The sequence below is a fragment of the Tatumella sp. JGM130 genome (genome assembly GCF_018257525.1).
Lineage (GTDB): Bacteria > Pseudomonadota > Gammaproteobacteria > Enterobacterales > Enterobacteriaceae > Tatumella > Tatumella punctata.
In genome coordinates this window covers 1-26453 of sequence record NZ_JAERJS010000010.1, presented here as the reverse complement: position 1 = coordinate 26453, position 26453 = coordinate 1, and the positions used below count along the sequence as shown (strand labels likewise).

Below are 26453 nucleotides of genomic sequence, written 5' to 3'. Positions count from 1 at the left end.
AAAAGAAAAACCACGGGCAGGCCCGTGGTTTACTCGTTAATTTCTGTGGTTACTGGCGAACTTCTGCCTGCCGGCTTCCTTTCATTCGGTCAATAATCGCACAGAGCAACACAATTACCACTGTCGGTGGCAGCCAGGATAATCCCTGATCGGCTAACGGCAGATTCTGACAGAATCCCGGCAGTAAGTCTTTAAACTGACTGCCTTTCAGCGCATCAATCATACCAAACACCAGACTGACCGTCATTGCCGGTGCAATAATCCGGCTGCTGCTATTCCACCAGCGCAGGGTAAAGCTCAGCAGTACCAGCACGATACATGGCGGATAAATCGCCGTCAGTACCGGAATAGATAACTGGATCAGGTGACTGAGTCCGAGGTTGGAAACCAGCATAGAGAACAGTCCCAGGATAAAAACCAGCGCACGATAGGATAATGGCAATAACCGGGCGAAGAATTCAGCACAGGCACAGGTCAGACCGACCGCAGTAACCATACAGGCAACAAAAATCAGAGCGCCAAGGAACAGACTGCCAGCGCCACCAAAAGTCTGCTGTACATAAGCATGCAGAATAGCAGCGCCATTCGCATTCTGTGCCACCAGATGCCCGCTGCCTGAACCCAGTTTAAACAGGCACAGATAGACCAGCGTCAGACCGATTCCGGCAATAACACCCGCCAGTACCGTATAACGGGTCAGCAGTCCTTTGTCTTCAACACCACGTGAACGGGCGGCATTAACAATAACGATACCAAATACCAGCGCGCCCAGTGTGTCCATGGTCAGGTAACCATTAACGAATCCGTTAGAAAATGCACCCTGCTGATAGCTTTCCACTGCCGGAATTTCTCCGCCAGCCGGCCAGAGAATCGCCGCAATACCTAAAACTGCCAGAGCAATAATTTTCAGAGGAGCAAGAAAATGACCGACGGTATCGAGCAGTTTTCCGGGATAGAGAGAAATCAGAATCACCAGCGCGAAATAGATCAGGCTGTAAATCAGCAGCGGAAGCGCCCCGTCACCGGCCAGCGGAGCAATACCGATTTCGAAGGACACAGTCGCAGTACGTGGTGTCGCAAATAGCGGCCCCACGGCCAGATAACATACGGTCGCCAGTACCAGTCCGGCAGCCTTACCGATCGGTGAACTCAGAGCATCAATCCCGCCACCGACTCTGGCGAGAGCAACCACGGTCAGTACCGGGAGCCCTACTGCGGTAATCAGAAAACCAATCGCTGCGGTCCAGACATGTTCTCCGGCCTGAATACCCACCATAGGCGGGAAAATAATATTACCTGCGCCGACAAACAGGGCAAATGTCATAAAGCCCAGCGCAAGGATATCTTTAGAAGTTAAACTTTTAGTCATAAATTACTCTGCACATCATGTGCTGAAAATACCTGGAAGTTGGGTTTGATCATCATTATTCCGTGAACAGCAGTTCACCACAGCTCTCAGCCCCGTGAGGGCGCAAATCACCGGTAACGGGTGAAATTAGGATTGTTTTTTTTCACCGGAAGTGAATGACAACGCCCATAAGTAAAACTTTTATAGGGAAGAAAGGCAATATCAGATCAGTAAACTAGTAGGATATGTCATATATAAAATGAAAAGCAGTGAATATGACGGGATTACCCGCAGGTTCAGGACGATGATATGTTTATTATTTGTTCTCTTTCCGACAAATATATGCATTTATTCTATGGCTGATACACAAAAGGCGCCACAGTTGCGCCTTTTGTGCATTATATTGCGGTAAGATCACCAGACTTCGCCGGCAATCTTTACCACACTACGGACTTTTTGCCATTGTTCGTCTTCTGTCAGAGTATTGCCTTCTTCAGTGGAGGCAAATCCGCATTGCGGGCTGAGACAAATCTGATCGAGACTGAGATAGCGGGCCGCTTCTGCTATACGGGCTTTCACTTGCCGGGGATCTTCCGGTGTGCCATTTTTAGTGGTAATCAGGCCTAACACTGCCTGCTGATGACCGGGTTTAATAAACCTTAGTGGTTCAAAGCCTCCGGAACGCTGGTTATCATATTCCAGGAAAAAAGCATCAACATTCACCTGACCGAATAAAACCTCTGCCACAGGTTCATACCCGCCTTCAGAGATCCAGGTCGAACGAAAGTTACCCCGGCAGATATGCAACGCAACGGTCAAATCATAAGGTTTACCGATCAGCGCTTTATTCAGTACACCGGCATAGGTCGCCGCCAGCAGCTCCGGATCCTCACCGCGGGCACGGACCTGTGCTTTCTGTTCTTCCGAACAGAAAGCACAGACCGTATCATCAAGCTGCAGATAACGGCAGCCGGCATCATAAAAGGCGCGGATAGCATCCCGCCAGGTGGTGGCTAAATCATCAAAATATTCTGTTAAATCAGGATACACCTGTTCATCGATATAGCGACGGCCACCACGAAAGTGCAACACACTCGGACTGGGAATAGTCATTTTAGCAACGGAGTCACCGGCAATACTTTGCAGGTATCGGAAATCCTCCAGCATCGGATGCTGTTTAAAGCCCAGTTTACCCGTCACACGTACCCCGCGGGCTTTGGTTTCCACCCCGTTAAACTGAATACCCTGGTCGGCTTCAAAGGCTTCGACGCCTTCCAGTCCTTCAAAGAAATCAAAATGCCACCAGGCCCGGCGAAACTCACCGTCGGTTACGACCTGTAATCCGGCAGCCTGCTGCTTCTGTACCACTTCAAGGATCGCGGCATCTTCTGCCTGACGTAATGCTTCGGCATCCAGGGTTCCTGCTGAAAATTGTGCCCGTGCCTGTTTTATCGACTCAGGGCGCAAAAAACTGCCTGCAATATCGGCACGAAAAGGGGCGTGATCTCTTTGCATAATTATTCTCCTGGTTCCGGCAATTGGCGGAAAGCCACCCTAAAAAAGCCATCTGGATGGCTATATTAAGTTCAGAATCCCATGGCAAGGTACCGTCATCAATTGAATAAAACTCATCACCCCTGAATATTTTTCATCCGCGGGCGTCGGTGTACTGGTACCCGTGCTGGCAGGCTCATACAAAATACCACGATAAAGTCGGTCGGTTTGTCCGGGAAACCGCGCAAAACATGCCACCTCAGTGGCATGTCGTCAATGTCAACTGTCAGTGGCCATACTGTCCGCGTTAACAACTAACCGGGCAGGCAGGGAGAAACTAAAACAGGTACAACGGCCGGGGTCACTGGTAATTGATAACCGTGTGCCGTGATGACCCAGCGCATGTTTGACTATTGCCAGCCCCAGTCCGCTGCCGCCGGTATTACGCGACCGTGCTTTATCCACCCGGTAAAAACGCTCTGTCAGCCGGGGGATATGCTCTGCCGGGATGCCCGGACCATTATCGGAGACGGAAAAAACCGCCCCGCCGGTACTGCGCTTCCAGATAATTTCAATAGCGGTATTTTCGGGAGTATGGCTGATAGCGTTATAGATCAGATTCGATATGGCGCTGCGCAGCTGTTCATCATTGCCAAATACTTTCAGGCTTTCATCAATAGAAAAATGTACCCGCTGCCGGCCATGACTCAGTGTCTCCGCTTCCTGCTGCAGCATATGCAACATGGCAGGGACATCAATCACCTCTTTCATATTCAGTACCGGCGCTGCTTCTATTTTTGTCAGGGTCATTAACTGCCTGACCAGGCCTTCCATACGCCGAGACTGTTCCTGCATAGTAACGACTGCTTTATGGTACATCTGTTCGTTCAGTTGCTTATCTTCCATCATTTCCAGATAGCCCTGGATGACCGTCAGCGGGGTACGCAGCTCGTGGCTGACATTAGCAAAAAAGTGACGCCGCATATTCTCCAGCTGACGCATCTGGGTCATATCGCGGGCACTGATCAGCCACTGTCCTTCACTATAAGGCATAATTCTGAACTCCATATGGTGACCGTTGTTCAGCTGCTGGGTGAAGGGCATATCAAAGGCTTTGGTCTGCAGATAACGCGAAAATTCAGGGTAACGCAACAGGTTAAGAATGTTCTGGCCATTGTCTTCCGGCCAGCGCAGGCCGAGATGTTGCTGCGCCAGCCCGTTACACCAGAAAATATTACCCTCTTCGGTGGTCATCACCAGTGCATCTGGCAGAGATTCAGCACCACTGCGAAAACGTTTGATCAGATTTCTCAGTTCACTGCGCCGCCGCCGGTTACGCGCCTGCATCAGATAAAGGCCATGGAACAATGGTTCCCAGCTGCCTTTCCCGGTCGGCGGAGTCAGGGTTCTGTCAACCCACAGCCAGTGAGACAGCCGCATCAGCTGGAAAAAATGCCAGAAAAGTAATATTACCACCGCCAGTAGCAGGCCCCAGGCCAGCTGCCCTGTCAGCAGGCCGGCAACTGCACCCGCCACACAGGCCAGCAAAAACTCAAGGATCAGAGTGCGCCACGAAAGTTTGTCCAGCACGAGTCACACTCCATTCAGTAACGGGCAGAGAACCGGTATCCTGTCCCACGGACTGTCTGTACCATACGCTCATGGCCGGTCACTTCGAGGGCTTTACGCAGTCGCCGGATATGGACATCAACTGTCCGGTCTTCCACATACACGTTGGTTCCCCACACATGGTTAAGCAGCTGCTCCCTGCTATATACCCGTTCCGCATGGGTCATAAAAAAGTGCAGTAATTTATACTCCGTCGGCCCCATTTCTACCGGAGTTTCGCCGGACATAACCCGGTGAGATGTCGGATCGAGTGTCAGCCCCCGGATATTAATTAACTCATCATCGGCCATCGGTGAAATACGCCGGATAACGGCTTTGATTCTGGCGATCAATTCTTTCGGGGAAAATGGCTTAGTCATATAATCATCAGCGCCGGCATCCAGCCCGCGCACCCGGTCTTCCTCTTCTCCTTTCGCTGTCAGCATTACCACCGGAATATCGCGGGTCATGGCCTCTTTTTTCAGGTAGCGGATAAGCTGAATTCCGCTGCCTCCCGGCAACATCCAGTCCAGCAGAATTAAATCCGGCCAGGGTTCAATCAGTTTTTTAACTGCACTGTCATAATCTTCAGCTTCGACAGGATGATAATCATTCTGCTCCAGCACGAAACATAACATTTCGCGGATAGGAGCTTCATCTTCTACGACCAGAATGCGTTTAGCCATTGTTTCTCCAGCGGATATCTCCGGGCATTTCCGAAGTTGCGGCCTCATTATGAGACAGTTTTATGACAGTTTTATGAATAAATGCCAGCTTATTTTCCGACTGACTGATAATAGACATTAACTATTACTGTCTTTATTAGTTTAGCGAGATAATACAATTACCCTGGTTATCTGCCGTTTCCGGCCCGGCCACTGGCCAGGGTAACGCTTTTTTTATCTCGCGACTGACAACAGGGTATACTGCCGTCAGCAGGGTGAAACCGGGAGTATTATGAAGATTATCCATACCTCTGACTGGCATCTGGGCCAGTTTTTTTATACCCGTAGCCGGGCTTTTGAGCATCAGTCTTTTCTTGACTGGTTATTACAGCAAATTACTCAGCATCAGGTGGACGCACTGATTGTTGCCGGAGATATTTTCGATACCGGCTCCCCGCCCAGTTATGCACGTGAGCTATATAACCATTTTGTGGTGGCTTTGCAGCAAACCGGCTGCCAGCTGGTGATTCTGGCCGGGAATCATGATTCGGTCGCTATGCTCAATGAGTCAAGGGAACTGCTGGCCTGCCTGAATACCCGGGTCATCGCCAGCGCCGGAAAAGAGGTTGATCAGCAACTGGTTATTCTTAAAAATGCCCGGCAACAGCCTGCAGCTATCCTGTGTGCAATCCCTTATTTACGGCCACGGGATATCCAGCTCAGTCAGGCAGGGCTGGACAGTCACCAGAAACAGCAAAATCTGTTGCAGGCCATAACTGATCATTATCAGCAATGCTACCGGGCGGCCCTGGATCTACGTACCTCTCTGGGCCTGCCAGCATTACCTATTATTGCCACCGGCCACCTGACAGCGCTGGGCACCAGCAGCAGTGATTCGGTACGGGATATCTATATCGGTACCCTGGATGCTTTCCCCGCATCGGCCTTTCCGCCGGCCGATTATATCGCCCTGGGGCATATTCATCGCCCTCAACAGGTCGCTGGTCAGGCTCATATTCGCTACAGTGGTTCGCCGATAGCCCTGAGCTTTGATGAACCGGCTGATGAAAAAAGTGTTTGCCTGGTGGAATGCGGCGAGGGTCAGCCATTAACGGTCACCCCCCTGCCGATCCCGTGCTTTCAGCAGATGAAAACAGTGAAAGGTTCGCTGGAAGAGATAGAACGGCAGTTGTACACGTTAACCGCTGACAGTAATGGCCGGCCAGTGTGGCTGGATATTGAAGTGACACAGCAGGAATACCTGAGTGACCTGCAACAGCGTATTGAAGCTATCACCGACGGGCTGCCGGCAGAAGTGCTGTTACTCCGGCGCAGTCGCGACCGTTCCGTTGCCGGGATCCGCCGGATAAATAATGAAACCCTGAATGAACTGACCCCCGAAGAGGTATTTCAGCGCCGCCTGGCGGCAGAGGAACAATTGTCGCAGCAGGATCAATTGCGGCTGATGACCCTCTACCGTCAGACACTGGAACAGCTGCAACATACCGGACAGGAGCCGGACTGCTGATGAAAATACTGACTCTGCGTTTTAAAAACCTCAATGCTCTGCGTGGCGAGTGGACTATCGATTTCCGGCAACCGCCCTTCGCCGGTAACGGACTGTTTGCCATTACCGGTGATACGGGGGCGGGTAAAACCACCCTGCTGGATGCCATTTGTCTGGCGTTATATCACCAGACCCCGCGCCTCGGCAGTATTACCCCGGCACAAAACGAGCTGATGACACGGGGTACCAGTGAATGTCTGGCGGAAGTCGAATTCGAAATTAAAGGTGAAGCCTGGCGAGCCTTCTGGAGCCAGAACCGTGCCCGCGGACAGCATAACGGTAAGCTGCAGCCACCGCGTGTCGAACTGGCCCGTTGCAGCGATAACGTCATTGTTGCTGATAAAATTCAGGACAAATTGCGGCTGACGGAGCAACTGTCCGGACTGAACTTTCAGCGTTTTACCCGCTCAATGATGTTATCCCAGGGGCAGTTTGCCGCCTTCCTGAATGCCCCTTCAGCAGACAGAGCCGAGTTGCTTGAAGAGCTGACCGGCACCGAAATTTACGGACAGATATCTCAGACGGTATTTGAAAAACATAAACAGCTGCGACAGCAACTTGATACCCTGCAGGCCGGGGTCTCCGGCGTCGTCTTGCTGGATGAAGAGACCCGCCGGCAGATCACTGAACAGCAGACATTGCTGCAACAGAGTGAACTGCAATTACAGCAAGACAGCCAGCGTATCAGCCAGGCACAGCACTGGCTACAGCAGGATCAGTCACTGGTCAGCCAGCAACAACAACGCGAACAGCAGCATCAGGAAACCAGCCGTTTATGGCAACAGGCAGAGCCGATACGGCAACGGCTGGCTGACAATCAACCGGCCGAAAAAATCCGGGATAACTGGCAACAACTGCAGCGTTATCTGCAACAACAACAGCAACAGACGGAAGCTTTGCAGGTATCCGCTGCCCGACGGCAGCAGGCCGAAGCCGCTCAGCAACAGGCACACCGCCAGCATGAAAACAGCGAATCCGGGCTGGAGAAACTGCAACAACAACAGCAACAACTGGAGAGCCTGCTGACCGGACAGGTGATCCCTCTCGACCAGAAAATCACTGCACAGCAACAGTTATCCGATACCACACAACAGCAGCTTATGCACCAGCAACAGACGCTGGCACAGTCTGAGCAGCAGCATACTGCCGGGCAGCACCAATTGCAGGTGCTGACAGCCCGGCGAAGCCAGTGGCTGAGCTGGCGTGAACAACATCTGAAGATTGCCGGATATGGCCCTTCTCTGTCCGTCTGGCAGCACCAGCAGACCCAGTGGCAGCAACAACAACAGAGTGCCCGCCAGGCAGAACAGCAATTGTCTGTTTTGCAACAGCGGATAACAGAGCAGCAGACAGCCCTGACAGCCCTGAACCGTAATGCCGCGCCGCTGGAGCAGGCCGCCACTGCGGCTGCCGACGAACTACAGCGCTGTGAAACCCTGCAGGCACACCTGGAAAACGATATCACCAGCCAGCAACTGCGCCAGACACTGGAGCAATATCAGACACAACGTGCCCGCCACCAGCAGTTATTACGGCTGGCCTCCGGCGCAGCGCCTGTGCAGCAGCAACTTACTCGCCTGCAGGCTGAACAGGCAGCCCTGCAGCAACAAATCAGCCAGGATGAACAGACCCTGGTCCGCTGCCGACAGTCATTCACAGAACAGACAAAACAATTACAGGCCATCACAACGCTGTGTGAGCTGGAAGCAAAAATTATTAATCTGTCAGCACTGCGCCAGCAACTGGAAGAGGGGCAGCCCTGTCCCCTGTGCGGATCATCTGCCCATCCGGCAGCAGAGCAGTACAGCCAGCTGCAACCGGATGAAAACCTGCAACAGAAACGCCGGCTGGAAAACCTTGTCGCCGAACTACGGGAACAGGGAACCGGGTGTAAAGCCCGGTTAGCCCAGGCCGCGGATCGCGGACAGCAATTAAACCACGACACAGAAAAACTGACCGGCCAGCTGGCAGCTCTGCAGACACAGTGGCAGCAACTGACACAAACGGCGCAACTGGACTGTGATCTCAGCGATAGTGCAGCCCTGGAGGCGTATATTCAGGCCGCTGAACACGGTGAATCACAGGCCCGTCAGCGTTTACAACAACGTGAAAAGGCAGCAACCGCCAGCCAGCAGGCGCGGGATGCTCTCTACCAGAGTAAAGAAAAACGACAGGCGCATCAGCAACAATCCGGACTGCTGGGACAGCAATTAGATAACAGCCGGCAGACGGCCACGGAGCACCAGTCCCGCAGTCAGCTGGCCGGTCAACAGGCGGAGTCGCTGGCCGGACAATTACGTACCGACCTCAGCCACTATCAGCTAACCCTGCCCGATGATGCCAGCGCTGCGGCCCGGTGGTTTACACAACAACAGGCATTGTGGCGTGACTGGCAGGAAAACGAAAAGCAACTCCGCGACAGTGAGCCGGAACATATCCGTCTGACAACGGCACTGGACAGCCTGCAACAGGAAATTAACGGGCAACAGCAGTTACTGAAAGAGGCACAGCAGCTACTGGTCCTGCAGTTATCACAGCTGACCACCCTCAGGAAACAGCGCAGAGAATTATTTGGCGATCAGGAGACGGAACAGGCCCGCCAGACACTGCAGCAACAGGTTCAGCATCAGCAGCAACAAACCCGCACCCTGCAGCAACAATGGCAGCAGACAGAGAATCAGCTGAGTCAGATAACCGGTCAGCATCACCAGCTGGAACTGCAGGTCCGGCAACTCAGGGAACAGACTGAACACTGTCAGCAACAGTTCTCTGCGGCTTTGCAACAGCAAGGGTTCGACAGCCAGCAGGCATTTACCGATGCCTTACTGGACAGTGAGCAGGCCAGTGAGTTACGCAGCCAGTTGCAGCAACGGGAACAGGCCCTCAGCCAGACTGACATTCTGCTCCGGCAGGCCACGGAGGCACTGACACAACACCGGCAACAGCGCCCGGCGGACAGCCATGACGATGGCGATCTTCTCAGCCAGCGGCAACAGCAATTGCAGCAACAGTTAAAAGATAATCTGCATCAGCAGGGGGAAATCCGTCAGCAGTTACAGGCCGATGACCGTTACCGTCAGCAACAACAGCAGTTGCTGACTCAGATCCATGAGCAACAACGGTTGCTGGCCGACTGGGATCAGCTTAATCGTCTGATAGGCTCAGCCACCGGCTCACTGTTCCGCCGCTTTGCCCAGGGACTGACACTGGATCATCTGGTCTGGCTGGCTAACCAGCAACTGGCACGTTTACATGGCCGTTATCTGTTACAGCGTCAGGCATCCGATGCCCTGGAGCTATCGGTGATTGATACCTGGCAGGCCGATAATCAGCGGGATACCCGTACCCTGTCCGGCGGGGAGAGTTTTCTGGTCAGCCTGGCACTGGCACTGGCCTTATCGGATCTCGTCAGTGACAAAAACCGTATTGAGTCGCTGTTCCTTGACGAAGGCTTCGGCACCCTGGACACGGGCAGCCTGGATATAGCGCTGGATGCACTGGACAGCCTCAATGCCAGCGGAAAAATCATCGGAGTCATCAGCCATGTCGAGGCCATGAAAGAGCGTATTCCGCTGCAGATTAAAGTGATCAAGGTGAACGGACTGGGCTACAGTAAACTGGAATTACCGGCGCCCTGAAATCACTGACTTTCCGCCGTCAGGTTTTCCTGGCGGCGCCACTGACGGGGACTGATACCAAACCAGCGCCGGCAGGCGCGGGAAAAAGCACTCACTTCAGAATACCCCAGCAACATCGCCATCGCCGATACGGACAGGGATTTCTGTTGCAGATAATGGGTCGCCAGTTCGCTGCGTACATTATCCACCAGCACAGAGAAACTCACATTGTGCTCCCGTAACCTGCGTTGTAAAGTCCAGGCAGACAGACCAAGATTCTCCGCGACGGTTTCCAGTGCCGGTTCTCCGTTGCTGAGTAACAGATGGATAGCCGCACGAACTTTTCCGGTCAGCCCCTGACTTTCACGGGTCAGATTCAGGCGTTGCAAAGCATCCTGCATAACCATCAGTAACATAGGATCGTTATCCGGCATGCTGCGTTGCAGGTCACGTTTAGCAATCAGTAATGAATTATAAGGCTGGTCAAAATAGACCGGCGCATCAAATATTTTGCAGTGCTCGTGCCAGTTTTCAGGGCGGGAGTGTTCGAAATGGACTTCACGCGGGGCCCAGTGCTGGCCGGCGGAATGGCGGATAAGATTCATAAACATCCCCATCGTCAGTTCTGCATCCTGACGGCGGCACAGAATAGCCCCGTGGCGTACCTGATAATCCAGCCGCCAGTGATCCCCCTTATCTACCCGCCGGACCAGAGTATCGTGCTGATGGCTGGGAAATGCCTGAACCACATTGTGCAGGGCAATATCCAGTGTCGGCGAGCAGAGGCCAATATAGCCAATCAGTCCCAGTGCCTGAGGTTTAAACTGGCGGCCATAATGCAAACCAAAATTGTCACTGGCAGAGTGACGGGCAGCTTCTTCCAGTACGCGGCAATAATTCACCAGCCCGAGACTGAGGGTCGGGCTGCCCAGTAACTCCGGATCCACACCACTCAGCCCGAAAATTCTGTCTGCATCGCCGCCCTGCCCGCAAATAAAATCACTCAGACCGGTGGCCGCGGCGGCCAGTACTCCGCGGTTGCCGCTGATTAAACCGCAAACGGCCTGCGAACTCTGCTGTAAAAGCGCAACTGGCTGTTCCATGATCCCCCCGATATATTCTGAACTATCGCAGGTGATGCAATTTACGTACCAGCGTAAAAACCCCGTATTGCGGCAGCCCCGGCGGTTCAGCGTTCCCCGTCACGGCACAGCGCACTGAGCTGGTGCATTACTGCCCCACCGGCCAGCGATCCGTTTCCAGATAACGGCGACACAGGCGGACAGTGTCTGCTGACCAGTGTTGTTCCAGTCCGCGGGCCATTTCTGTTCTGGCATGAGATCCCATCCAGGCACTTAACTGCAGGCGGCGCTGCATCAGAAGATCAGGCAGGATCGCCATATCCTGGTCACTGATATGGCCGCTTTTTTCATAACCCGTCAGCCAGTTATCAATCCAGTCTGCGGCCCGCGGGTGATGCTCACAAAAACTGATGGCTGCAGCCAGATCATGCATATACCAGCCAAAACCACAGTCATCAAAATCAATAATTCTGGTCTGGCCCTGATGATGCAGCAGGTTAGTCAGACGTAAATCCGCATGGATCAGTCCGTAACGCTGTTGCTGCTGACCATAGGCCGTCAGGCGATGGTTAATTTTGTCCAGCGCCTGAAAAATAAGCGGATGATCACTGGCGGCCAGCCGCGGAGCATCCTGCCAGCGCCCCCAGTGTCCGTGCTCTCCCACCATGCTATCGTGATCCCAGCAGATACGACGGAATCCCTCCGGACGCTGCCACTGGCGGCTGTGCTGATGCAGCCCGGCAGTGACCTCACCGAGGGCACGGAATGCGGCCGGATCAACATTGGTGGTCGGCATTTCACCGGCCATCCAGTAAAAGATCACCACATGACGCACACTGCCATCAGGGGTGCTGATGGTCTGTACCCGCTCACCCTGCCCGTCACAGACCGCCTCCGGCACCTCAATACCACTGTCTCTGAGGGCATCCAGCCACAGTAACTCGCTGACAATATCTGCTTTATCATGATAATCGGCACGGTGTAACCGCAGGGCATAGCGCTGGCCCGCCACTGTCAGCAGAAAGGTGGCATTCTCAGAACGACAAATCAGCGAAAGCTCACCGTCAGCCAGTTGCGGATACGCGGATAAGGCTTTACTGGCTATCTGCATCAGTTGCTGATCTGTCATCGAATCATTTTGTTTTACTTCCATTATCAACACCCCGGTCGTTGTTTGAGTCCGTAGTCCCTGCGTAAGCATGCCTGCGATAAAGGGCCGGTTTCCTGACCCGCCAGTAACAAAACCTGGCTTTGCACGACAATGTTTGCCGGTCGCGGGAGGAAGTTGACTTCAAATGACAGAATTGTGACAACTGCGGTCAGGTATTGCCCCCCGCTGCGCGGCATTATCCGGCAGACAGCTTATTGCGCCGGACAGAGTATCGGCGGAGTGCCAACACACGACGGGGACAGACACATGACAACAAAACTCAAACCCACCCTCGGCACCTTTTCCTTATGGGGAATTGCCGTCGGCCTGGTGATTTCGGGCGAATATTTTGGCTGGAGTTATGGCTGGGGTGTCGCCGGTACTCTGGGATTTCTGATGACCACACTGCTGATAGCCCTGATGTACGGCTGCTTTATTTTTAGTTTTACCGAATTAACCACCGCTATCCCTCACGCGGGCGGCCCCTTTGCCTACAGCCGCAGAGCATTCGGGGAAACCGGCGGCCTGATTGCCGGGCTGGCGACGCTGATCGAATTTGTCTTTGCCCCGCCGGCGATTGCACTGGCTATCGGTGCCTATCTGAATGTCCAGTTTCCGGCTCTGGACCCGAAAATTGCAGCGGTAGTTGCTTATCTGGTATTTATGAGCCTCAATATTCTGGGCGTTAAGCTGGCCGCTATGTTTGAGCTGATTGTCACCATCCTGGCAGTGATCGAATTACTGGTTTTTATGGGGGTCGTCTCTCCGGGGTTCCGCCTGACCAATTTTACAGCCCATGGCTGGGCCGGTGCAGATGGTTTCGGTCTGCAGGCCATCAGCGGGGTTTTTGCAGCAATTCCCTTTGCTATCTGGTTTTTCCTGGCCATTGAAGGTGCCGCCATGGCCGCCGAAGAAGCAAAAGATCCGCGTAAAAATATCCCGCGGGCTTATATTGCAGGGATCCTGACCCTGGTGGTACTGGCAATAGGCGTGATGCTGCTGGCTGGCGGAGCCGGAGACTGGCGTAAGCTGTCCGATATTAATGATCCGCTGCCACAGGCAATGAAAATGATCGTCGGTGAACATTCCCGTTGGATGCATATGCTGGTATGGATTGGTCTGTTCGGTCTGGTGGCCAGTTTTCACGGGATTATTCTCGGGTTCTCCCGGCAATTTTTTGCCCTGGCCCGTGCCGGATATCTGCCCCGGCCGCTGGCGAAACTGTCCCGTTTCAGGACGCCTTACCGGGCAACCCTCGCCGGTGGAGTAATAGGTATTGCCGCTATTTTCAGCGATAACTGGATCCACCTGCAGGGCATGTCCCTGACCGCCGCGATGATCACTCTGGCCGTTTTTGGTGCCATTGTTATGTATATCATGAGTATGCTGAGCCTGTTCCGCCTGCGCCGCACTGAACCGGCCATGATTCGCAGTTTCCGTGCGCCGGGATACCCGCTGGTCCCGGCGATCGCCCTGCTGCTGGCAGTGATCTGCCTGGTTTCAATGGTGTGGTTTAACCCGGTCATCGCACTGCTGTTTGTGGTGATCATGGCGGCCGGTTATCTGTACTTCCGCCTGACCAGCAACCAGCGCCGACAGGCGCCGCACGATGCGTTACTGATGAGTCAGGAATAAGCCCGCGGGCAGGTGATATTTATCCGCCGGTTATATCACCTGCCCCCTTCAGATACTGTTATTTATTACAGTAGTTGCTGAAACCAGGCCAGTGATTGGGTATCATCTGTCAGACATTCCGGAAAATGCTGGCTTAAGGAACTCAGATGCTGTGGTTTAAAAATATGATGGTTTACCGTCTCAACCGTGAAATCCCGCTGTCTGCCGATGACATGGAAAAGCAACTGGAGGCATGCAGTTTCACCCCCTGTGGCAGCCAGGATCAGGTAAAAACCGGCTGGATAGCACCACTGAATGATAAGGCCGACGCACTGGTCCATGTCAGTAACGGTCAGATGCTGCTCTGCGCCCGTAAAGAAGAGAAAATCCTGCCCTCCCCGGTGATCAAACAAGCCCTTGAGGCCAAAATCAGTCATCTGGAAGCTACCCAGCAACGTAAGCTGAAAAAAACTGAGAAAGATTCCCTGAAAGATGAAGTGATCCATAGCCTGTTGCCGCGCGCTTTCAGCCGCTACAGCCAGACCTGGCTGTGGATTGATACCCGACACCAGCTGATTATGGTCGACAGCGCCAGTGCCAAAAAAGCAGAAGACCTGCTGGCATTGTTGCGCAAAAGCCTCGGTTCGTTGCCGGTTGTCCCGCTGACACTGGAAACGCCCGTCGAACTGACGCTGACCGAATGGGTACGTTCCGGCAGCCTGCCGGCAGGTTTTACCCTGCTGGATGAAGCCGAACTGAAAGCGACTCTGGAAGAAGGTGGCGTGATCCGCTGTAAAAAACAGGCGCTGGTCAGTGACGAAATTGCCCTGCATATCGAGGCCGGAAAACGGGTGACAAAACTGGCCCTCGACTGGCAGGAGCGATTACAGTTTATGGTTTGTGATGACGGTTCACTCAAAAGGCTGAAATTCAGCGAAACGCTGCGTGAACAAAATGATGATATCGACCGGGAAGATCAGGCCTTACGCTTTGATGCGGATTTTACCCTGATGACCGGTGAGCTGGCGATGTTTACCGAAGCACTGGTGGAAGCCCTGGGCGGCGAAGCCCGGCGCTGATCACTGCGCCATGCCCTGCACAGGCAGAGCATGGCGTACCATCATTTACAGATAGCGACACAGATAAGCACTGTCTTCAGCAACCTGTAAATAAAACTCACTGTTCCCCGGCACATTAAATACCTGTCCTGCTTCATACCAGCGCCATTCGGTTTCACCCGGTAACAATACCTTCAGTGATCCACTGACAACCGTCATTTCTTCCGGCTTACCGGTACCAAAGGTATATTCGCCCGCAGACATAACACCGACAGAGGCGCTGCCTGACAGGGTGTTTTCAAAACCAATCGATTTGACCTTACCTTCAAAGTACTCATTAGACTTCAGCATGCAGTTTCCTTAATCGTCAGCAGGATGTTGCAGACAGTGTAAAAGCTGTCAGATCGACTTGTCACGTAAATAATCAGCCACATCATCAGCTTAACCATTTCCGCTACCGCTCAGAGCTGACAGAGCAGTTTCGGCTGGTTTCTGGTATCAGGAACGGGCAAAGTTTCTTTAAAATAGCAGACCAGAGAACAACTGCGGAAAAATGGCCGGTATAACAGGCTACCGGCAGAAAGGCGAACCGGGGCAGGCTAACCGGCTCGCTGTTGTGATAATACCTGCAATATATTATCCACCACTTCCTGAGGAGGACGGGAAGCATCAATAATATGGTGAGCTGTGGATGAATAAAGCGGACTGCGGATTTTCAGCACATCGCTCATTTCTTCGGTGATCGGTCTGCCTGTCAGGGTCGGACGCTGTCCGGCTTCCGGATCCACCGTTAAGCGCTTAGCCAGTTCCTGCGGTTCAGCCTTCAGCCAGAAAACCCGGCCATGTTCACGCATATGCTGGCAATTTTCCGGGCGCAGGATAATACCGCCGCCGGTTGCAATCACTGCCGATGCCGTCGTCACCTGAATCAGTGATGCTGACTCTTTATCCCGAAAGCTTTCCCACCCTTGTTCGGCAACAATTTGGGCAATGGTGCATTGCAGCGACGATTGCAAATGATGATCCGTATCATTAAATGCATAGCCCAGTGTCTGTGATAACAGATGGCCGATGGTTGTTTTTCCGCAACCCCGCGCACCTATCAGATAGATGGGTAATGACATAAAGACCGATCCTCCGCCGGGATAGTTAAAGTGACTGGATGTAAACCTGTGCATGATAACCGGAATTGCCCCTGACAGCCACCCGCCGACAACCGCCAGCGGCGGAAAACATCGATATTTGTGGCCGGGCGGGATACCGCAATATTTTTTTACTGCGTTTGCATTTACTTTACCGGCCGGCACCCCCATATATAACTCCGGCATAACTGTTTAACAGGGTGCAGTCACCAAACAATAATTGCAGGGTGCAGGTAACAGCAGTGACCAACACCGGCACCCGGAGTCACAGACAGTCACAACCACCCTCACTGATATACAGCCGGGGTGTAATAAAGATGATAAAAAGAGGTTTCACCATGCAGAGCGAAGAACAAAAACTGATTGATAGTCTGTTTAGCCGTTTACAACAGGCAGAAACCCAAAGCGGACCACGAGACCCCGGGGCAGAACAGTTAATCAAAAACCATCTGCAAAACCAGCCTGCAGCAGCCTACTATATGTCACAGGCGTTACTTATTCAGGAAGCAGCACTGAAAAAGCTGAATGATCAGGTCGCCGGGCTGGAAACCCGTTTACAACAGCTGCAACAACAGCAGCAGCCTCAGAGCAGTGGTGGTTTTCTGGCCGGTTTATTTGGCGGTGGCAACTCACAGCAACGCCAGCAGGCTCCAGCCCAGTCAGCATGGGGTAATCCGCAACAGGCACCACAGCAGCCTCAGCAACAACCAGCCTACACTGCACCTCCGGCAGCGGGCCGTACTACCGGCTTCCTGGGGGGGGCATTACAAACTGCTGCAGGTGTTGCCGGCGGGGTGGTACTGGCAGATATGCTGACCAGCATGTTCCACCATTCTCAGCCGGAAGAGATTGTAAACATTATTAATGAAGCACCGCCGGAAACGCCGGATTACGATCAGAATCTGGATACCTTTAATTACGGCAGCAACGAGCATCCTGCAGACAATGCCAGCTGGGATGATAATAATAACGGCGGTGGCTTTGACAGCTTCTTTGGTGATAACAGCTTTAATGATGACGACGATAGTTTCCTGTAACTCCCCCCTGTCGTCCCGGTTTCAGGCAGCCTCAGGGCTGTCTGAACCATTTGTCCAGTTCATTCGCAAATAACTGCCGGTCTTTCTGATTCAGTGCCGGCGGACCGCCGGAAGGAATGCCACTGGCCCGCAGCGTTTCCATAAAATCACGCATTGTCAGGCGTTCGCGGATCGTCGCCGGAGAGTAGCGCTCTCCCCGCGGGTTCAGCGCGTCAGCCCCTTTTTCCAGCACTTCCGCCGCCAGAGGAATATCAGCGGTGATCACCAAATCACCGGGGATCAGCCTGCGGACAATTTCATTATCGGCCACATCAAACCCCGCGGCGACCCGCAGACTGTGCAGCCAGGGTGATGCCGGCAGCCGCAGTGACTGGTTAGCGACAAAAGTAATATGTGTTTGTGTTCTTTCTGCTGCGCGATACAGTATTTCTTTGATTACTGTCGGGCAGGCATCAGCGTCAACCCAGATAGCCATAATACCTCCTAAAGGGACGGAGCCGGAATTGTGGACTATTATGGCCACCGGGGACAACTGTTTATCCGTTTACCGGTTGCTGTCAGCCCCCGGGAAAAGATAACCTGATATCACGCAGGCACACTGCGGCTTTCCGACGACAACAAAGGACAGGTAATGCTGAATAAAAAAATTGGTTTCATCGGTTGCGGTAATATGACCAAAGCAATCATTAACGGTATTGTTAAAAGCCAGGTGATTACGCCGGAAAATATCTGGGTGTTTGACCGTAAAGTGGCAACTAACCAGCAGATGTCCGCGGAGTATGGTCTGCATGCTGCCGAAAGTGCCGAAGTGATTGCCCGCGAAACGGATATTCTGGTCGTGGCAGTGAAACCCAATGTTATCCGTAAAGTACTGGGCGACATTGCCGGGCAGATCAGTAAACAGACCCTGGTGGTTTCGATTGCAGCCGGTGTCACTCTGGATTCCTTAGCCGATATCCTTGGTCATGATCGTAAAATTATCCGTATTATGCCGAACACACCGGCATTAGTCGGTGAAGGAATGAGTTCGGTCACCCCGAATGCCCTGGTCAGTCCGGAAGAAACCGCAACGATCCTCGAAATATTCCGCAGCTTCGGTCAAGCAGAACAGGTCAGCGAATACCTGATTCATCCGGTCGTCGGCGTCAGCGGATCATCACCGGCCTATGTGTTTATGATGATTGAAGCCATGGCGGATGCCGCCGTTCTGGGCGGGATGCCGAGGCAGCAGGCTTATTCTTTCGCGGCACAGGCCGTCAAAGGGGCAGCACAGATGGTACTGGAAACCGGGCAGCATCCGGCACAGTTAAAAGACAGTGTATGTTCGCCCGGCGGCACCACTATCGAAGCGGTTCAGACTCTGGAAAGTCAGGGCTTCCGTTCGGCTATTATGCTGGCAATGCAGAAATGTATCGAAAAGTCAGAAGCATTAAGTAAAAAATAGCGGTTGTGTATTGCCGGATACCGCAAAGTATCCGGCAACACGGATCACCAGTGTTTAAAGACCGAGATAATCAGTCCCAGAAAAATCAGTGTAATCACACCATTTTTCAGCAGGTAATAAAGTTTACGGTTCCGCTTTTTGAGTCTTTGTCCCGCATCACGGGCGGCATTTACGTATTTAAATAACCGATTAATGGTGCCGGTACGGTCACTATCATCATTAGGCGATGCCGCCGCTGACATTAATGTTTGTCCTGCCCAGTGGTTTACTGCCTGCGCCCAGCGCCATTTCATCGGTCTTTCTATATCACAGAACAAAATAATGCGGGTCTGTCCGGTATCATTCTGTGCCCAGTGAACAAAAGTTTCGTCAAAAATCATCGCCTCACCATCATGCCAGCTACGGCGCACACCATCGACCTCAATAAAGCACTGTTCATCATTCGGTGTTGATAACCCCAGATGGTAACGCACTGATCCGGCATAAGGGTCGCGGTGTTTGCCTAAATAGCTGCCGGCGGGCAACTCTGCAAACATTGCAGCTTTGATACAGGGAATAGAACTGACCAGCCGGGTGGTCACCGGGCAAAGCTGCTCAGCGGACGGGTGTGCATCACCGTACCATTTGAGATAAAAACGCTTCCAGCCGCGCTTAAAGAAGGTATTAAAACCGGCATCGTTGTTTGCCGTCGCGGCTTTAATATGGCTTTGCAGGTTCACCGCTTCATCTCTGATAACCTGCCAGTTATCACGTAAAGGCTGCAGCTCAGCAAACGTATCTGCGGGAAACCATGCCTGCTTTGATGGCAATGCCGAGAACCCGGTCATAAACATGTTTACCGGGGCCATAAAGGTTGAATGATCAAATAATTGCCTGGAAAACTTCTGTCTTATTTTTCCGCGGGAATGGGCATAAAATACACTGATAAAAAAAACGCAAATAATAATAAGCGCTGCCATCGTTCTCTTCCTTAATTATGCTGAGAATAAGCAAAGCATTACCGTAATTAAATAGCGGTAAATTAAACTGCGGCGGAATTTTAGGGTAATACGGAAGATTTTCTTAGCCGCAAGTGCGAATATATATCACAGAATAAATGTTACAAATAAAAATCTGACAGACAGTCTCTGACTGAGACTGTCTGTCAGAGACATCATAGCAACAAGGGTATACTCAGCTTTTTTTCAGGCAGCTACTCATAAATGACTTACGCGCATCACCTTTCAATGCTTTTTGTTTGGCATCAGCGTTACAGGTTTTCATTTTTTGCTGCTGTGTGGTCAGACCAGCTTTGTTATTCTCTTTTTTCAGGCAGGTACTCATAAAACCCTTACGGGCATCCCCTTTCAGGCTCTGAGAACTGGCCTGATGATTACAGTCAGTCATTTTTTGTTGTTGTGCTGTTTTTTCGGCTGCAGTTGCTGTTACTGACGCCGTGACGCAGCACCCACACAGTATTAACCTGCTGATCAGTTTATTCATTACTTACTCCTGTAATAACAGTATCGGCCGGATAGCCATAGCCCCCCCGTGTTGCGGGAAGTCATATTATTCGTAATTTAACAGCTATTATCCGTCAGACAACGGATATTTTATTGCCGATATAGCGTCCAGGCAACGGCTATATGAAAAAGACTCAGCCTTTATTGAAAATGGATCATTATTACTCAATAGCTGCTGCTGAAACTTTTCCTCAAATAAAGAAACAGTCTCCGCAGGTAAACTTTCCAGCATGAGCGATAAAATCACTTCCATAGCTGCCATTCGCTCGGTCTGAAGCTTATACTCTTCGTCTTTCTCTGCCAGTTTGATTAACAGCTCAGCGATTAGGTTGTTCATAATTAACCTCAGCATTATCTGCTGCTGACGGTAACATTAAATAAATAAAAATGCAGATTTTTTTACTAAATGGCTGGCAAACGAGGAGAAAAAAACAAAAAAAGACGGGGTTCGCGGGAAATCATTGCTTGCGACAGGTCAGCGGCAGACATACCAGCAGATCATGCCACGCAGAACGGTGAGAAAAGATCAGATGCGATATTATCTCCGGAGGGCCCTGGTATCCAGGGTGCCCTCCGGCAATTATCTGCCGGCAGTTATTCAGCGTCCGTTATCGCCATAGTGAGGCCCGCCGCCGCCGCCAGGCCCTCCGCCTCCCCAGCCCCCGCCACCCGGCGGCGGGAAAATACAACCGTTAAGCATCACAACAACGCCCAGCACTGCAGAAATTTTAATCAAACGTAACATAATGACCCCGCTGATAATTGTTCTCTGAAATCGCCGTCAGTATATCCGCGCAGATGATAAGAATTATCCGTTTCAACGGGCCATTGATTTTATGACATACAACCTGACAATTATCTTACAGCGGGCAGACAAAAAAGTGATGGTAAACGGCGGACGTCACGCAGAAACGGGCTGAAAATAACGTAAGTTCACCCTGCGGATAACAGAGTGACAGAAGTGATGCGCCAGAAAAAGCCCGCCGGAGCGGGAAATACATCTGATAACGAACAGCATCAGAGTATAGAGGTGAATAATGACTTTCTGATGACAGCAGCACTTTTATCCGCAGTATACCCTGCTGATCATTCCCTGGCTGTCAGCAAAGAAATTCAGGCGGCGCAGGTTAAAATCCATGGCGACCACAGAATGATAGCCAATTGCCCGAACCGGATTATCAAAACGCAGATTATTCACCGACGACAGTGGTTTACCGAGGTACTGCTGATAATCAGAAGCACCACACATATCATCATCAGGGACATAGGCTGTCTGTGATGGCTTAGCGGACGACTGGCAGCCCGCCAGTAACAGAAAGCCAGTGATAAGTAATACTCTGCCATATGTTTTCATCTTTATTCCTCAGGTACAGGACCGGTAATACAGTTGCGGGCCTTTACATCGCTACCGGGTCCTGATATTGCAGGGCACAGCCCTTCATCTAATAACATCTATGGTACAAAATCCCCCGCCGAAAGGACGGATATTACCTTTACAACCTGGCCCGCAGACCCGGGCAGACTCAGATGTGATTATAACCTCAGCCTGTACCGATGCATTAACAAAACCCGGCGGTGATTGCATCGCCTGACTCGACAGTGATTTGTGCCATTGATACTATTCAGAAGATTCCTACTACCGGGCGAACAATGAACACTCAATCAGATAAAATTACACTGACTGCGTTTTATCTGGGTAGTTTTGTTATCTACTACCTGATAACACTGATGATTACGCTGTTTCCTAATTTTGCCGCCCTGCGGGCCAGCGGTTTGCTGGTTCCGGTACTCTGCGTGTTTGAATTTGCGGTGATTTATCCGTTATACCGTTTTTATTGTCAGCGCCGGAACGATATTCCTTTCAGCACACTGCAGCCGTGGCAAACACTGCTATTCAGTCTGCTGCTGTTGCTACTGATTGTGGCAGAAACACAATATCTGCTGCCCGAAATCTGGCTATCCGAGCAGGCAAATCAGCCCCGCAGTTCACAGCTTATCCTGTTAATCACCGCAGTCTGTCTGGCGCCGGTTTTTGAAGAGGTATTATTTCGCGGTTTTTTATTACAAACGTTTCTGCTGTGGGCTCCGAAAAGCCGTTTTGCCGCCATGTTACTGACGTCTTTACTGTTTGCTGCCATGCATACCCAGTATGTTCACTGGCAGTCGGTGGCCGCATTAACGTTATTTTCACTGTTGCTGTGCTGGGCAAGACTGAAAAGCCGCGGGCTGGCGCTGCCGGTATTTTTACATACACTAAATAATCTGATAGCACTGGTACCGGCTTTCTATCTGTCGGCCCTGTAACCGCATGCAGGCACCGGGGACAGGCCGCAACCTGCCCGCGAGAAATCAGGGCGTTTCAGCGATCACGTTCCTGTTCAAAATGGGTTTTGAACTGTTCATAAATCGAAATCATATTGGCAGCATCCCCTTGTAACGGACTCAGTTTTCCGGCGCGAACCAGTTCAATAACTAACTGCAATGCCGCCTGTTTAGGATGCTGTGCGGGCTGGGAGATCGCTTCATTAAGGTGCTGTATCGGCTGAGAACTGGTTTCTTTCATAATGTTACCTGTAGAAATAATATTAACGATATACAGGGCGGAAGTGTAACGCAGTTATTTAATCTCTGGCAGAATAACCGCCGTCTTTTTCAGTTTTTTTATACAAAACAACAGTGACAACGGCAGCAACAGTCGATTAGCAAAATGTTACCAATCACAATGCTATACTGAGATTCCGGTCATCACGATACAAGGACACTGCGCTAAGGAGCCAGTCATGTTAATCGGATTTGTATTATTAGTCAGTGCCTGTGGTAACGATGCCTGTGATGCATTACCCGTATCTGAACATATATTTCCGGACCAGGTCAGCTGTGAGCAGATGGCCGACCGCATACATAAAGTACGCCCCCATGCGGTACTGATCTGCGGAGAAGTTCACCGTGATCGTCAGCCACAATAAACCGGCTGCGGTCTGTCACCCGCGATTTGTGCGGTGACTCTTTTTGCTGACCCGGGGTAACAGATGAAAACAAAAAAATCCCGGCCGCGTAAACCCTCCGGGCGCTGGGTATATTATCTGCTGTATCAGGAGATTCTCTGGCCCTGCCCTGTCCGCTGGGAATGGGAAAGCGGATTCGGTGGCTGGCTGCCATTTTACTATGCCCCGACCTTTGAATTTATTGCTGCCGATCCTGCCCGCGTAACCCGGGTGCGGCGTCCGGTAAAGGGTACAGCACTGAGCCCGCTGGCCGGCCGGGAACGGCTTATCCGCCAGGTGAAGGAAGATACGGAAAATGAAGAATAATGGCCCGCTGAGCGCGGGCACATATCACTGTCAGTTCATTAGCGTGTAGTCGAGGGTGATTTCCGTATCCAGTAACTGCGACACCGGACATCCGGCTTTCGCTTTCAGGATGATTTCTTCAAATTTTTTCTCATCAATGCCCGGTAATTCGACCTCACTGGCCAGCGCGATACGGGTAATCGCAAAGCCTTCGCCTTTTTTATCCAGTGACACGTCGGCAACGGTATCAATACTTTTCGGCGTATAACCTGCCTGTCCGAGCATCAGGGAAAGAGCCATAGAAAAGCAGGCGGCATGGGCTGCACCAATCAGTTCTTCGGGGTTAGTACCGGGCTTATCTTCAAAGCGGGTATTAAACCCGTAAGGCTGCTGGCTCAGAGCACCGCTGAGGGTACTTACCGTTCCTTTGCCCTTAATATCACCTTCCCAATGGGCCGAGCCTTGTTTATGAATAGTCATCAGTTCCTCCGGTTCAGGTTCGTAAAACTTAAGTATAGCCGCAGTAACAAACTGCGGCCTGCATTTACGATTTATCCCACCAGCAGGTGATTAGCCGCCAGTAATTCCCGGCTGATATCACTCACCGATTTAGCCCCGGTCAGTGTCATCGCCACACGCATTTCATTCGCGATCAGCGTCAGCAGATTTTCCACACCCTGCTGCCCATGGGCAGCCAGTGCATAAATAAATGCCCGGCCCAGTAATACGGTATCTGCACCCAGTGCCAGCATCCGCACCACATCCAGACCGTTGCGGATACCACTGTCTGCCAGCAGGGTAAGATCACCTTTTACTGCATCAGCAATTGCCGGCATTGCCCGTGCCGTCGATAAGACACCATCCAGTTGCCGGCCACCATGATTCGATACCACAATACCATCAGCACCAAAGCGGACGGCATCTTTTGCATCTTCAGGATCCAGAATGCCTTTAATCACCATCGGACCGTCCCAGAAATCACGGATCCACTCCAGGTCTTTCCAGGAAATCGACGGATCAAAGTTTTTCGCCAGCCAGCCAATATAGTCTTCCAGTGCGGTCGGTTTCCCCAGGTAAGCCGATACATTACCGAGATCATGGGGCCTGCCAAGTACACCCACATCCCATGCCCAGCGAGGGTGCTGAACCGACTGTAAGTAACGCCGTGATGCTGCAAACGGCCCGCTCATTCCTGAATGAGCATCACGGTAACGTGCGCCGGGGGTGGGCATATCTACCGTAAAGACCAGGGTGGTACAGCCGGCTGCTTTTGCCCTTTCCAGTGCATTACGCATAAATCCGCGATCGCGCAGGACATATAACTGGAACCACATTGGCCGGGACATCGCCGGCGCCACTTCTTCGATCGGACAAACAGAGACTGTCGACAAGGTAAAAGGTATTCCGGCGTCCGAAGCGGCTTTGGCTGCCTGTACTTCTCCGCGGCGGGCATACATTCCCGTCAGACCCACCGGCCCCAGAGCCACCGGCATTGATAATGTTTCGTTAAACAGCCGGGTTTCCAGACTCAGGGATGACATATTCCTTAAGACTCGCTGGCGTAAGGCGATTTGCGAAAGATCATCCGTATTGCGTTTCATTGTGTATTCGCTGTAAGCACCACCATCAATATAATGAAACAGAAAGGGCGGCAGACGTCGCTCAGCAGCGGCGCGGTAATCAGATGAAGCAGAAATAATCATGATCAATTCTCTGGGCTTTGCGGAAGATCGTCAGGCAAACGAATGATTCTGAGTTGTCTGGCATAGTCTTCATCGAGTTGCTGGGTGGTTTTATGCACGAAACTAAGGTGACAGTTAGCGGCATTCTTTGCCGCTGCAGCATCGCCTGACAGGATAGCCTGCAGCAGCTGATAGTGTTGTCCGCACAACTGCTCAACAATATCCTGCCTGGCAAACATTTGCTGGCGGCTCTGTAACACCGAACTGTGTAATAAATCGAACAGTCCGCGCATAGTCTGTAACAACACCGCGTTATGAGACGCTTCTGCAATCATCAGATGAAACCGTGCATCCGCCTGAGCGACCAGACTGGCATCACTGCCGGCCTGTAACTCACTCATGGCATCAAAACAGTATTGCAGGCGCTGCTTATCTTCTGCTGTCGCCCGCAGCGCGGCATGCCATGCCGTTCCGCCTTCCAGCGCATGTCTGGCCTCGAGAATATCCAGACGGTATTCCGGGTCATCTCTCAGTAATGCTTTCAGAGGCTCGACAATCACCCGTTCAGACCAGGGGGTGATTTGCTTGCGGATAAAGGTGCCACCGCCGCGCTGAGTACAGACAATCCCGGCACTATTCAGTTTTTGCAGCGCTTCCCGTACAGATGCGCGGGAAACCTGCAAATCACTGGCCAGCTGACGTTCAGAAGGTAGCCGCATCCCTGCCTGCAGCGACTGCTGTTTAATCAATAGCTGCAGGCGATTCACCAGCATATCAGTGAGTTTTTCTGGCGATTTATTCATTAGCTCCTCCTGAATAGATCAGGCTGCCGGTCAGTCTGTAGATAAGTGTTCTGCTGATGTTAACGCAGTGTTGTCAGCGGTATCCTAACGACCGGGTAAAACGTTTGTTAAGTATATTCAGCACAGATCACAGACTTCATATGAGTTTTGTGAATGATATTACTTTTCCCGACAAACTGGTCTGACCAAAATAGTCTGAACTGGCAGAAACTGTGAGCCGTTATTAATACGCTATCTGCCCCGGAGCATCGCCTGAGCGCAGAGTGATAACCAAAAAAAAGGTTCATCGCGTTTTACCGGGGAACGCTGCTTTTATCTTCAGGAAGAAGTATTCATTATCCCGGTATCCA

Annotated in this window: 27 protein-coding genes; 9 read left to right on the top strand and 18 right to left on the bottom strand. The window is 51.9% G+C overall.

Going from position 1 to position 26453, the window contains the following annotated elements:
- Nucleotides 1–49: 49 nt before the first annotated feature.
- From brnQ to phoB, 4 genes are all read right to left on the bottom strand, one after another.
- Nucleotides 50–1369, bottom strand: a complete 1320-nt coding sequence (gene brnQ, locus JK211_RS06685; protein WP_212707901.1) for a branched-chain amino acid transport system II carrier protein — start codon at nucleotides 1367–1369, stop codon at nucleotides 50–52.
- 393 nt (nucleotides 1370–1762) lie between these two features.
- Nucleotides 1763–2863 carry a cobalamin-independent methionine synthase II family protein gene (locus JK211_RS06680; protein ID WP_212707900.1) on the bottom strand — a complete coding sequence of 367 codons (1101 nt, stop codon included), beginning with the start codon at nucleotides 2861–2863 and terminating at the stop codon, nucleotides 1763–1765.
- A 258-nt stretch (nucleotides 2864–3121) separates the two neighbouring features.
- Nucleotides 3122–4432 (bottom strand): phosphate regulon sensor histidine kinase PhoR, encoded by a 1311-nt coding sequence (gene phoR, locus JK211_RS06675; protein WP_212707899.1) that lies wholly within the window; start codon nucleotides 4430–4432, stop codon nucleotides 3122–3124.
- A 14-nt stretch (nucleotides 4433–4446) separates the two neighbouring features.
- Complete coding sequence (phoB, locus tag JK211_RS06670) at nucleotides 4447–5136, bottom strand: phosphate response regulator transcription factor PhoB (protein WP_212707898.1); 690 nt, start codon at nucleotides 5134–5136, stop codon at nucleotides 4447–4449.
- Nucleotides 5137–5407: 271 nt separating this feature from the next.
- On the opposite strand from phoB, the gene sbcD reads away from it, so the two are divergent.
- Nucleotides 5408–6643 (top strand): exonuclease subunit SbcD, encoded by a 1236-nt coding sequence (gene sbcD, locus JK211_RS06665; RefSeq protein ID WP_212707897.1) that lies wholly within the window; start codon nucleotides 5408–5410, stop codon nucleotides 6641–6643.
- The gene (locus tag JK211_RS06660; protein ID WP_212707896.1) at nucleotides 6643–10320 is read left to right on the top strand and encodes an AAA family ATPase; all 3678 of its coding nucleotides are present in this window, start codon (nucleotides 6643–6645) and stop codon (nucleotides 10318–10320) included. The genes sbcD and JK211_RS06660 overlap by 1 nt, the downstream gene beginning before the upstream one ends.
- 2 nt (nucleotides 10321–10322) lie before the next feature.
- Here the strand turns inward: JK211_RS06660 and JK211_RS06655 are convergent, their stop codons facing one another.
- Nucleotides 10323–11402 (bottom strand): AraC family transcriptional regulator, encoded by a 1080-nt coding sequence (locus JK211_RS06655; RefSeq protein WP_212707895.1) that lies wholly within the window; start codon nucleotides 11400–11402, stop codon nucleotides 10323–10325.
- 127 nt (nucleotides 11403–11529) lie between these two features.
- Nucleotides 11530–12534 carry a phosphotransferase enzyme family protein gene (locus tag JK211_RS06650; RefSeq protein ID WP_212707894.1) on the bottom strand — a complete coding sequence of 335 codons (1005 nt, stop codon included), beginning with the start codon at nucleotides 12532–12534 and terminating at the stop codon, nucleotides 11530–11532.
- A 264-nt stretch (nucleotides 12535–12798) separates the two neighbouring features.
- On the opposite strand from JK211_RS06650, the gene eat reads away from it, so the two are divergent.
- Nucleotides 12799–14166 carry an ethanolamine permease gene (gene eat, locus JK211_RS06645; protein WP_212707893.1) on the top strand — a complete coding sequence of 456 codons (1368 nt, stop codon included), beginning with the start codon at nucleotides 12799–12801 and terminating at the stop codon, nucleotides 14164–14166.
- Between the two features lie 146 nt (nucleotides 14167–14312).
- Complete coding sequence (rdgC, locus tag JK211_RS06640; protein WP_212707892.1) at nucleotides 14313–15224, top strand: recombination-associated protein RdgC; 912 nt, start codon at nucleotides 14313–14315, stop codon at nucleotides 15222–15224.
- Nucleotides 15225–15269: 45 nt separating this feature from the next.
- Here the strand turns inward: rdgC and ppnP are convergent, their stop codons facing one another.
- Nucleotides 15270–15554 (bottom strand): pyrimidine/purine nucleoside phosphorylase, encoded by a 285-nt coding sequence (ppnP, locus tag JK211_RS06635; RefSeq protein ID WP_212707891.1) that lies wholly within the window; start codon nucleotides 15552–15554, stop codon nucleotides 15270–15272.
- Between the two features lie 248 nt (nucleotides 15555–15802).
- Complete coding sequence (aroL, locus tag JK211_RS06630) at nucleotides 15803–16327, bottom strand: shikimate kinase AroL (protein ID WP_212707890.1); 525 nt, start codon at nucleotides 16325–16327, stop codon at nucleotides 15803–15805.
- Between the two features lie 356 nt (nucleotides 16328–16683).
- Between aroL and JK211_RS06625 the strand changes: the two genes are divergently transcribed.
- Complete coding sequence (locus JK211_RS06625) at nucleotides 16684–17382, top strand: DUF2076 domain-containing protein (protein WP_212707970.1); 699 nt, start codon at nucleotides 16684–16686, stop codon at nucleotides 17380–17382.
- Nucleotides 17383–17413: 31 nt separating this feature from the next.
- Here JK211_RS06625 and JK211_RS06620 read toward each other — a convergent pair whose 3' ends face one another.
- Entirely contained in the window at nucleotides 17414–17857 is a 444-nt protein-coding gene (locus JK211_RS06620) for a YaiI/YqxD family protein (RefSeq protein WP_212707889.1), read from the bottom strand.
- Between the two features lie 156 nt (nucleotides 17858–18013).
- Here JK211_RS06620 and proC point away from each other — a divergent pair, with 156 nt between their 5' ends.
- On the top strand, nucleotides 18014–18826 hold the full coding sequence (gene proC, locus JK211_RS06615; RefSeq protein WP_212707888.1) for a pyrroline-5-carboxylate reductase: 813 nt from the start codon (nucleotides 18014–18016) through the stop codon (nucleotides 18824–18826).
- 44 nt (nucleotides 18827–18870) lie between these two features.
- Here proC and lpxO read toward each other — a convergent pair whose 3' ends face one another.
- The 5 genes from lpxO to JK211_RS06590 all read right to left on the bottom strand — a co-directional run bounded on the left by lpxO (nucleotide 18871) and on the right by JK211_RS06590 (nucleotide 21682).
- Complete coding sequence (gene lpxO, locus JK211_RS06610; protein WP_212707887.1) at nucleotides 18871–19785, bottom strand: lipid A hydroxylase LpxO; 915 nt, start codon at nucleotides 19783–19785, stop codon at nucleotides 18871–18873.
- Nucleotides 19786–19999: 214 nt separating this feature from the next.
- A complete protein-coding gene (locus JK211_RS06605; protein WP_212707886.1) occupies nucleotides 20000–20308 on the bottom strand; it encodes a PsiF family protein in 309 nt (102 codons plus the stop codon).
- An 87-nt stretch (nucleotides 20309–20395) separates the two neighbouring features.
- Nucleotides 20396–20665, bottom strand: coding sequence for a sigma-S stabilization anti-adapter protein IraP (locus tag JK211_RS06600; protein WP_212707885.1), 270 nt, complete (start codon nucleotides 20663–20665; stop codon nucleotides 20396–20398).
- A 261-nt stretch (nucleotides 20666–20926) separates the two neighbouring features.
- A complete protein-coding gene (locus JK211_RS06595; RefSeq protein WP_212707884.1) occupies nucleotides 20927–21073 on the bottom strand; it encodes a hypothetical protein in 147 nt (48 codons plus the stop codon).
- A 318-nt stretch (nucleotides 21074–21391) separates the two neighbouring features.
- Entirely contained in the window at nucleotides 21392–21682 is a 291-nt protein-coding gene (locus JK211_RS06590) for an I78 family peptidase inhibitor (RefSeq protein ID WP_212707883.1), read from the bottom strand.
- A gap of 296 nt (nucleotides 21683–21978) precedes the next feature.
- Here JK211_RS06590 and JK211_RS06585 point away from each other — a divergent pair, with 296 nt between their 5' ends.
- Nucleotides 21979–22632, top strand: coding sequence for a CPBP family intramembrane glutamic endopeptidase (locus tag JK211_RS06585; RefSeq protein ID WP_212707882.1), 654 nt, complete (start codon nucleotides 21979–21981; stop codon nucleotides 22630–22632).
- Between the two features lie 55 nt (nucleotides 22633–22687).
- Here the strand turns inward: JK211_RS06585 and JK211_RS06580 are convergent, their stop codons facing one another.
- Nucleotides 22688–22891, bottom strand: coding sequence for a hypothetical protein (locus JK211_RS06580; protein ID WP_212707881.1), 204 nt, complete (start codon nucleotides 22889–22891; stop codon nucleotides 22688–22690).
- A gap of 217 nt (nucleotides 22892–23108) precedes the next feature.
- Here JK211_RS06580 and JK211_RS06575 point away from each other — a divergent pair, with 217 nt between their 5' ends.
- Both JK211_RS06575 and JK211_RS06570 read left to right on the top strand, forming a co-directional pair.
- A complete protein-coding gene (locus JK211_RS06575; RefSeq protein ID WP_212707880.1) occupies nucleotides 23109–23294 on the top strand; it encodes a hypothetical protein in 186 nt (61 codons plus the stop codon).
- 63 nt (nucleotides 23295–23357) lie between these two features.
- A complete protein-coding gene (locus tag JK211_RS06570; protein ID WP_212707973.1) occupies nucleotides 23358–23639 on the top strand; it encodes a hypothetical protein in 282 nt (93 codons plus the stop codon).
- Between the two features lie 30 nt (nucleotides 23640–23669).
- Here the strand turns inward: JK211_RS06570 and JK211_RS06565 are convergent, their stop codons facing one another.
- The 3 genes from JK211_RS06565 to lldR form a co-directional block, all read right to left on the bottom strand.
- Nucleotides 23670–24098, bottom strand: a complete 429-nt coding sequence (locus tag JK211_RS06565; protein ID WP_212707879.1) for an OsmC family protein — start codon at nucleotides 24096–24098, stop codon at nucleotides 23670–23672.
- 71 nt (nucleotides 24099–24169) lie between these two features.
- Nucleotides 24170–25321, bottom strand: a complete 1152-nt coding sequence (lldD, locus tag JK211_RS06560; protein ID WP_212707878.1) for an FMN-dependent L-lactate dehydrogenase LldD — start codon at nucleotides 25319–25321, stop codon at nucleotides 24170–24172.
- 2 nt (nucleotides 25322–25323) lie between these two features.
- Nucleotides 25324–26103, bottom strand: a complete 780-nt coding sequence (lldR, locus tag JK211_RS06555) for a transcriptional regulator LldR (protein ID WP_212707877.1) — start codon at nucleotides 26101–26103, stop codon at nucleotides 25324–25326.
- Nucleotides 26104–26453: the final 350 nt, after the last annotated feature.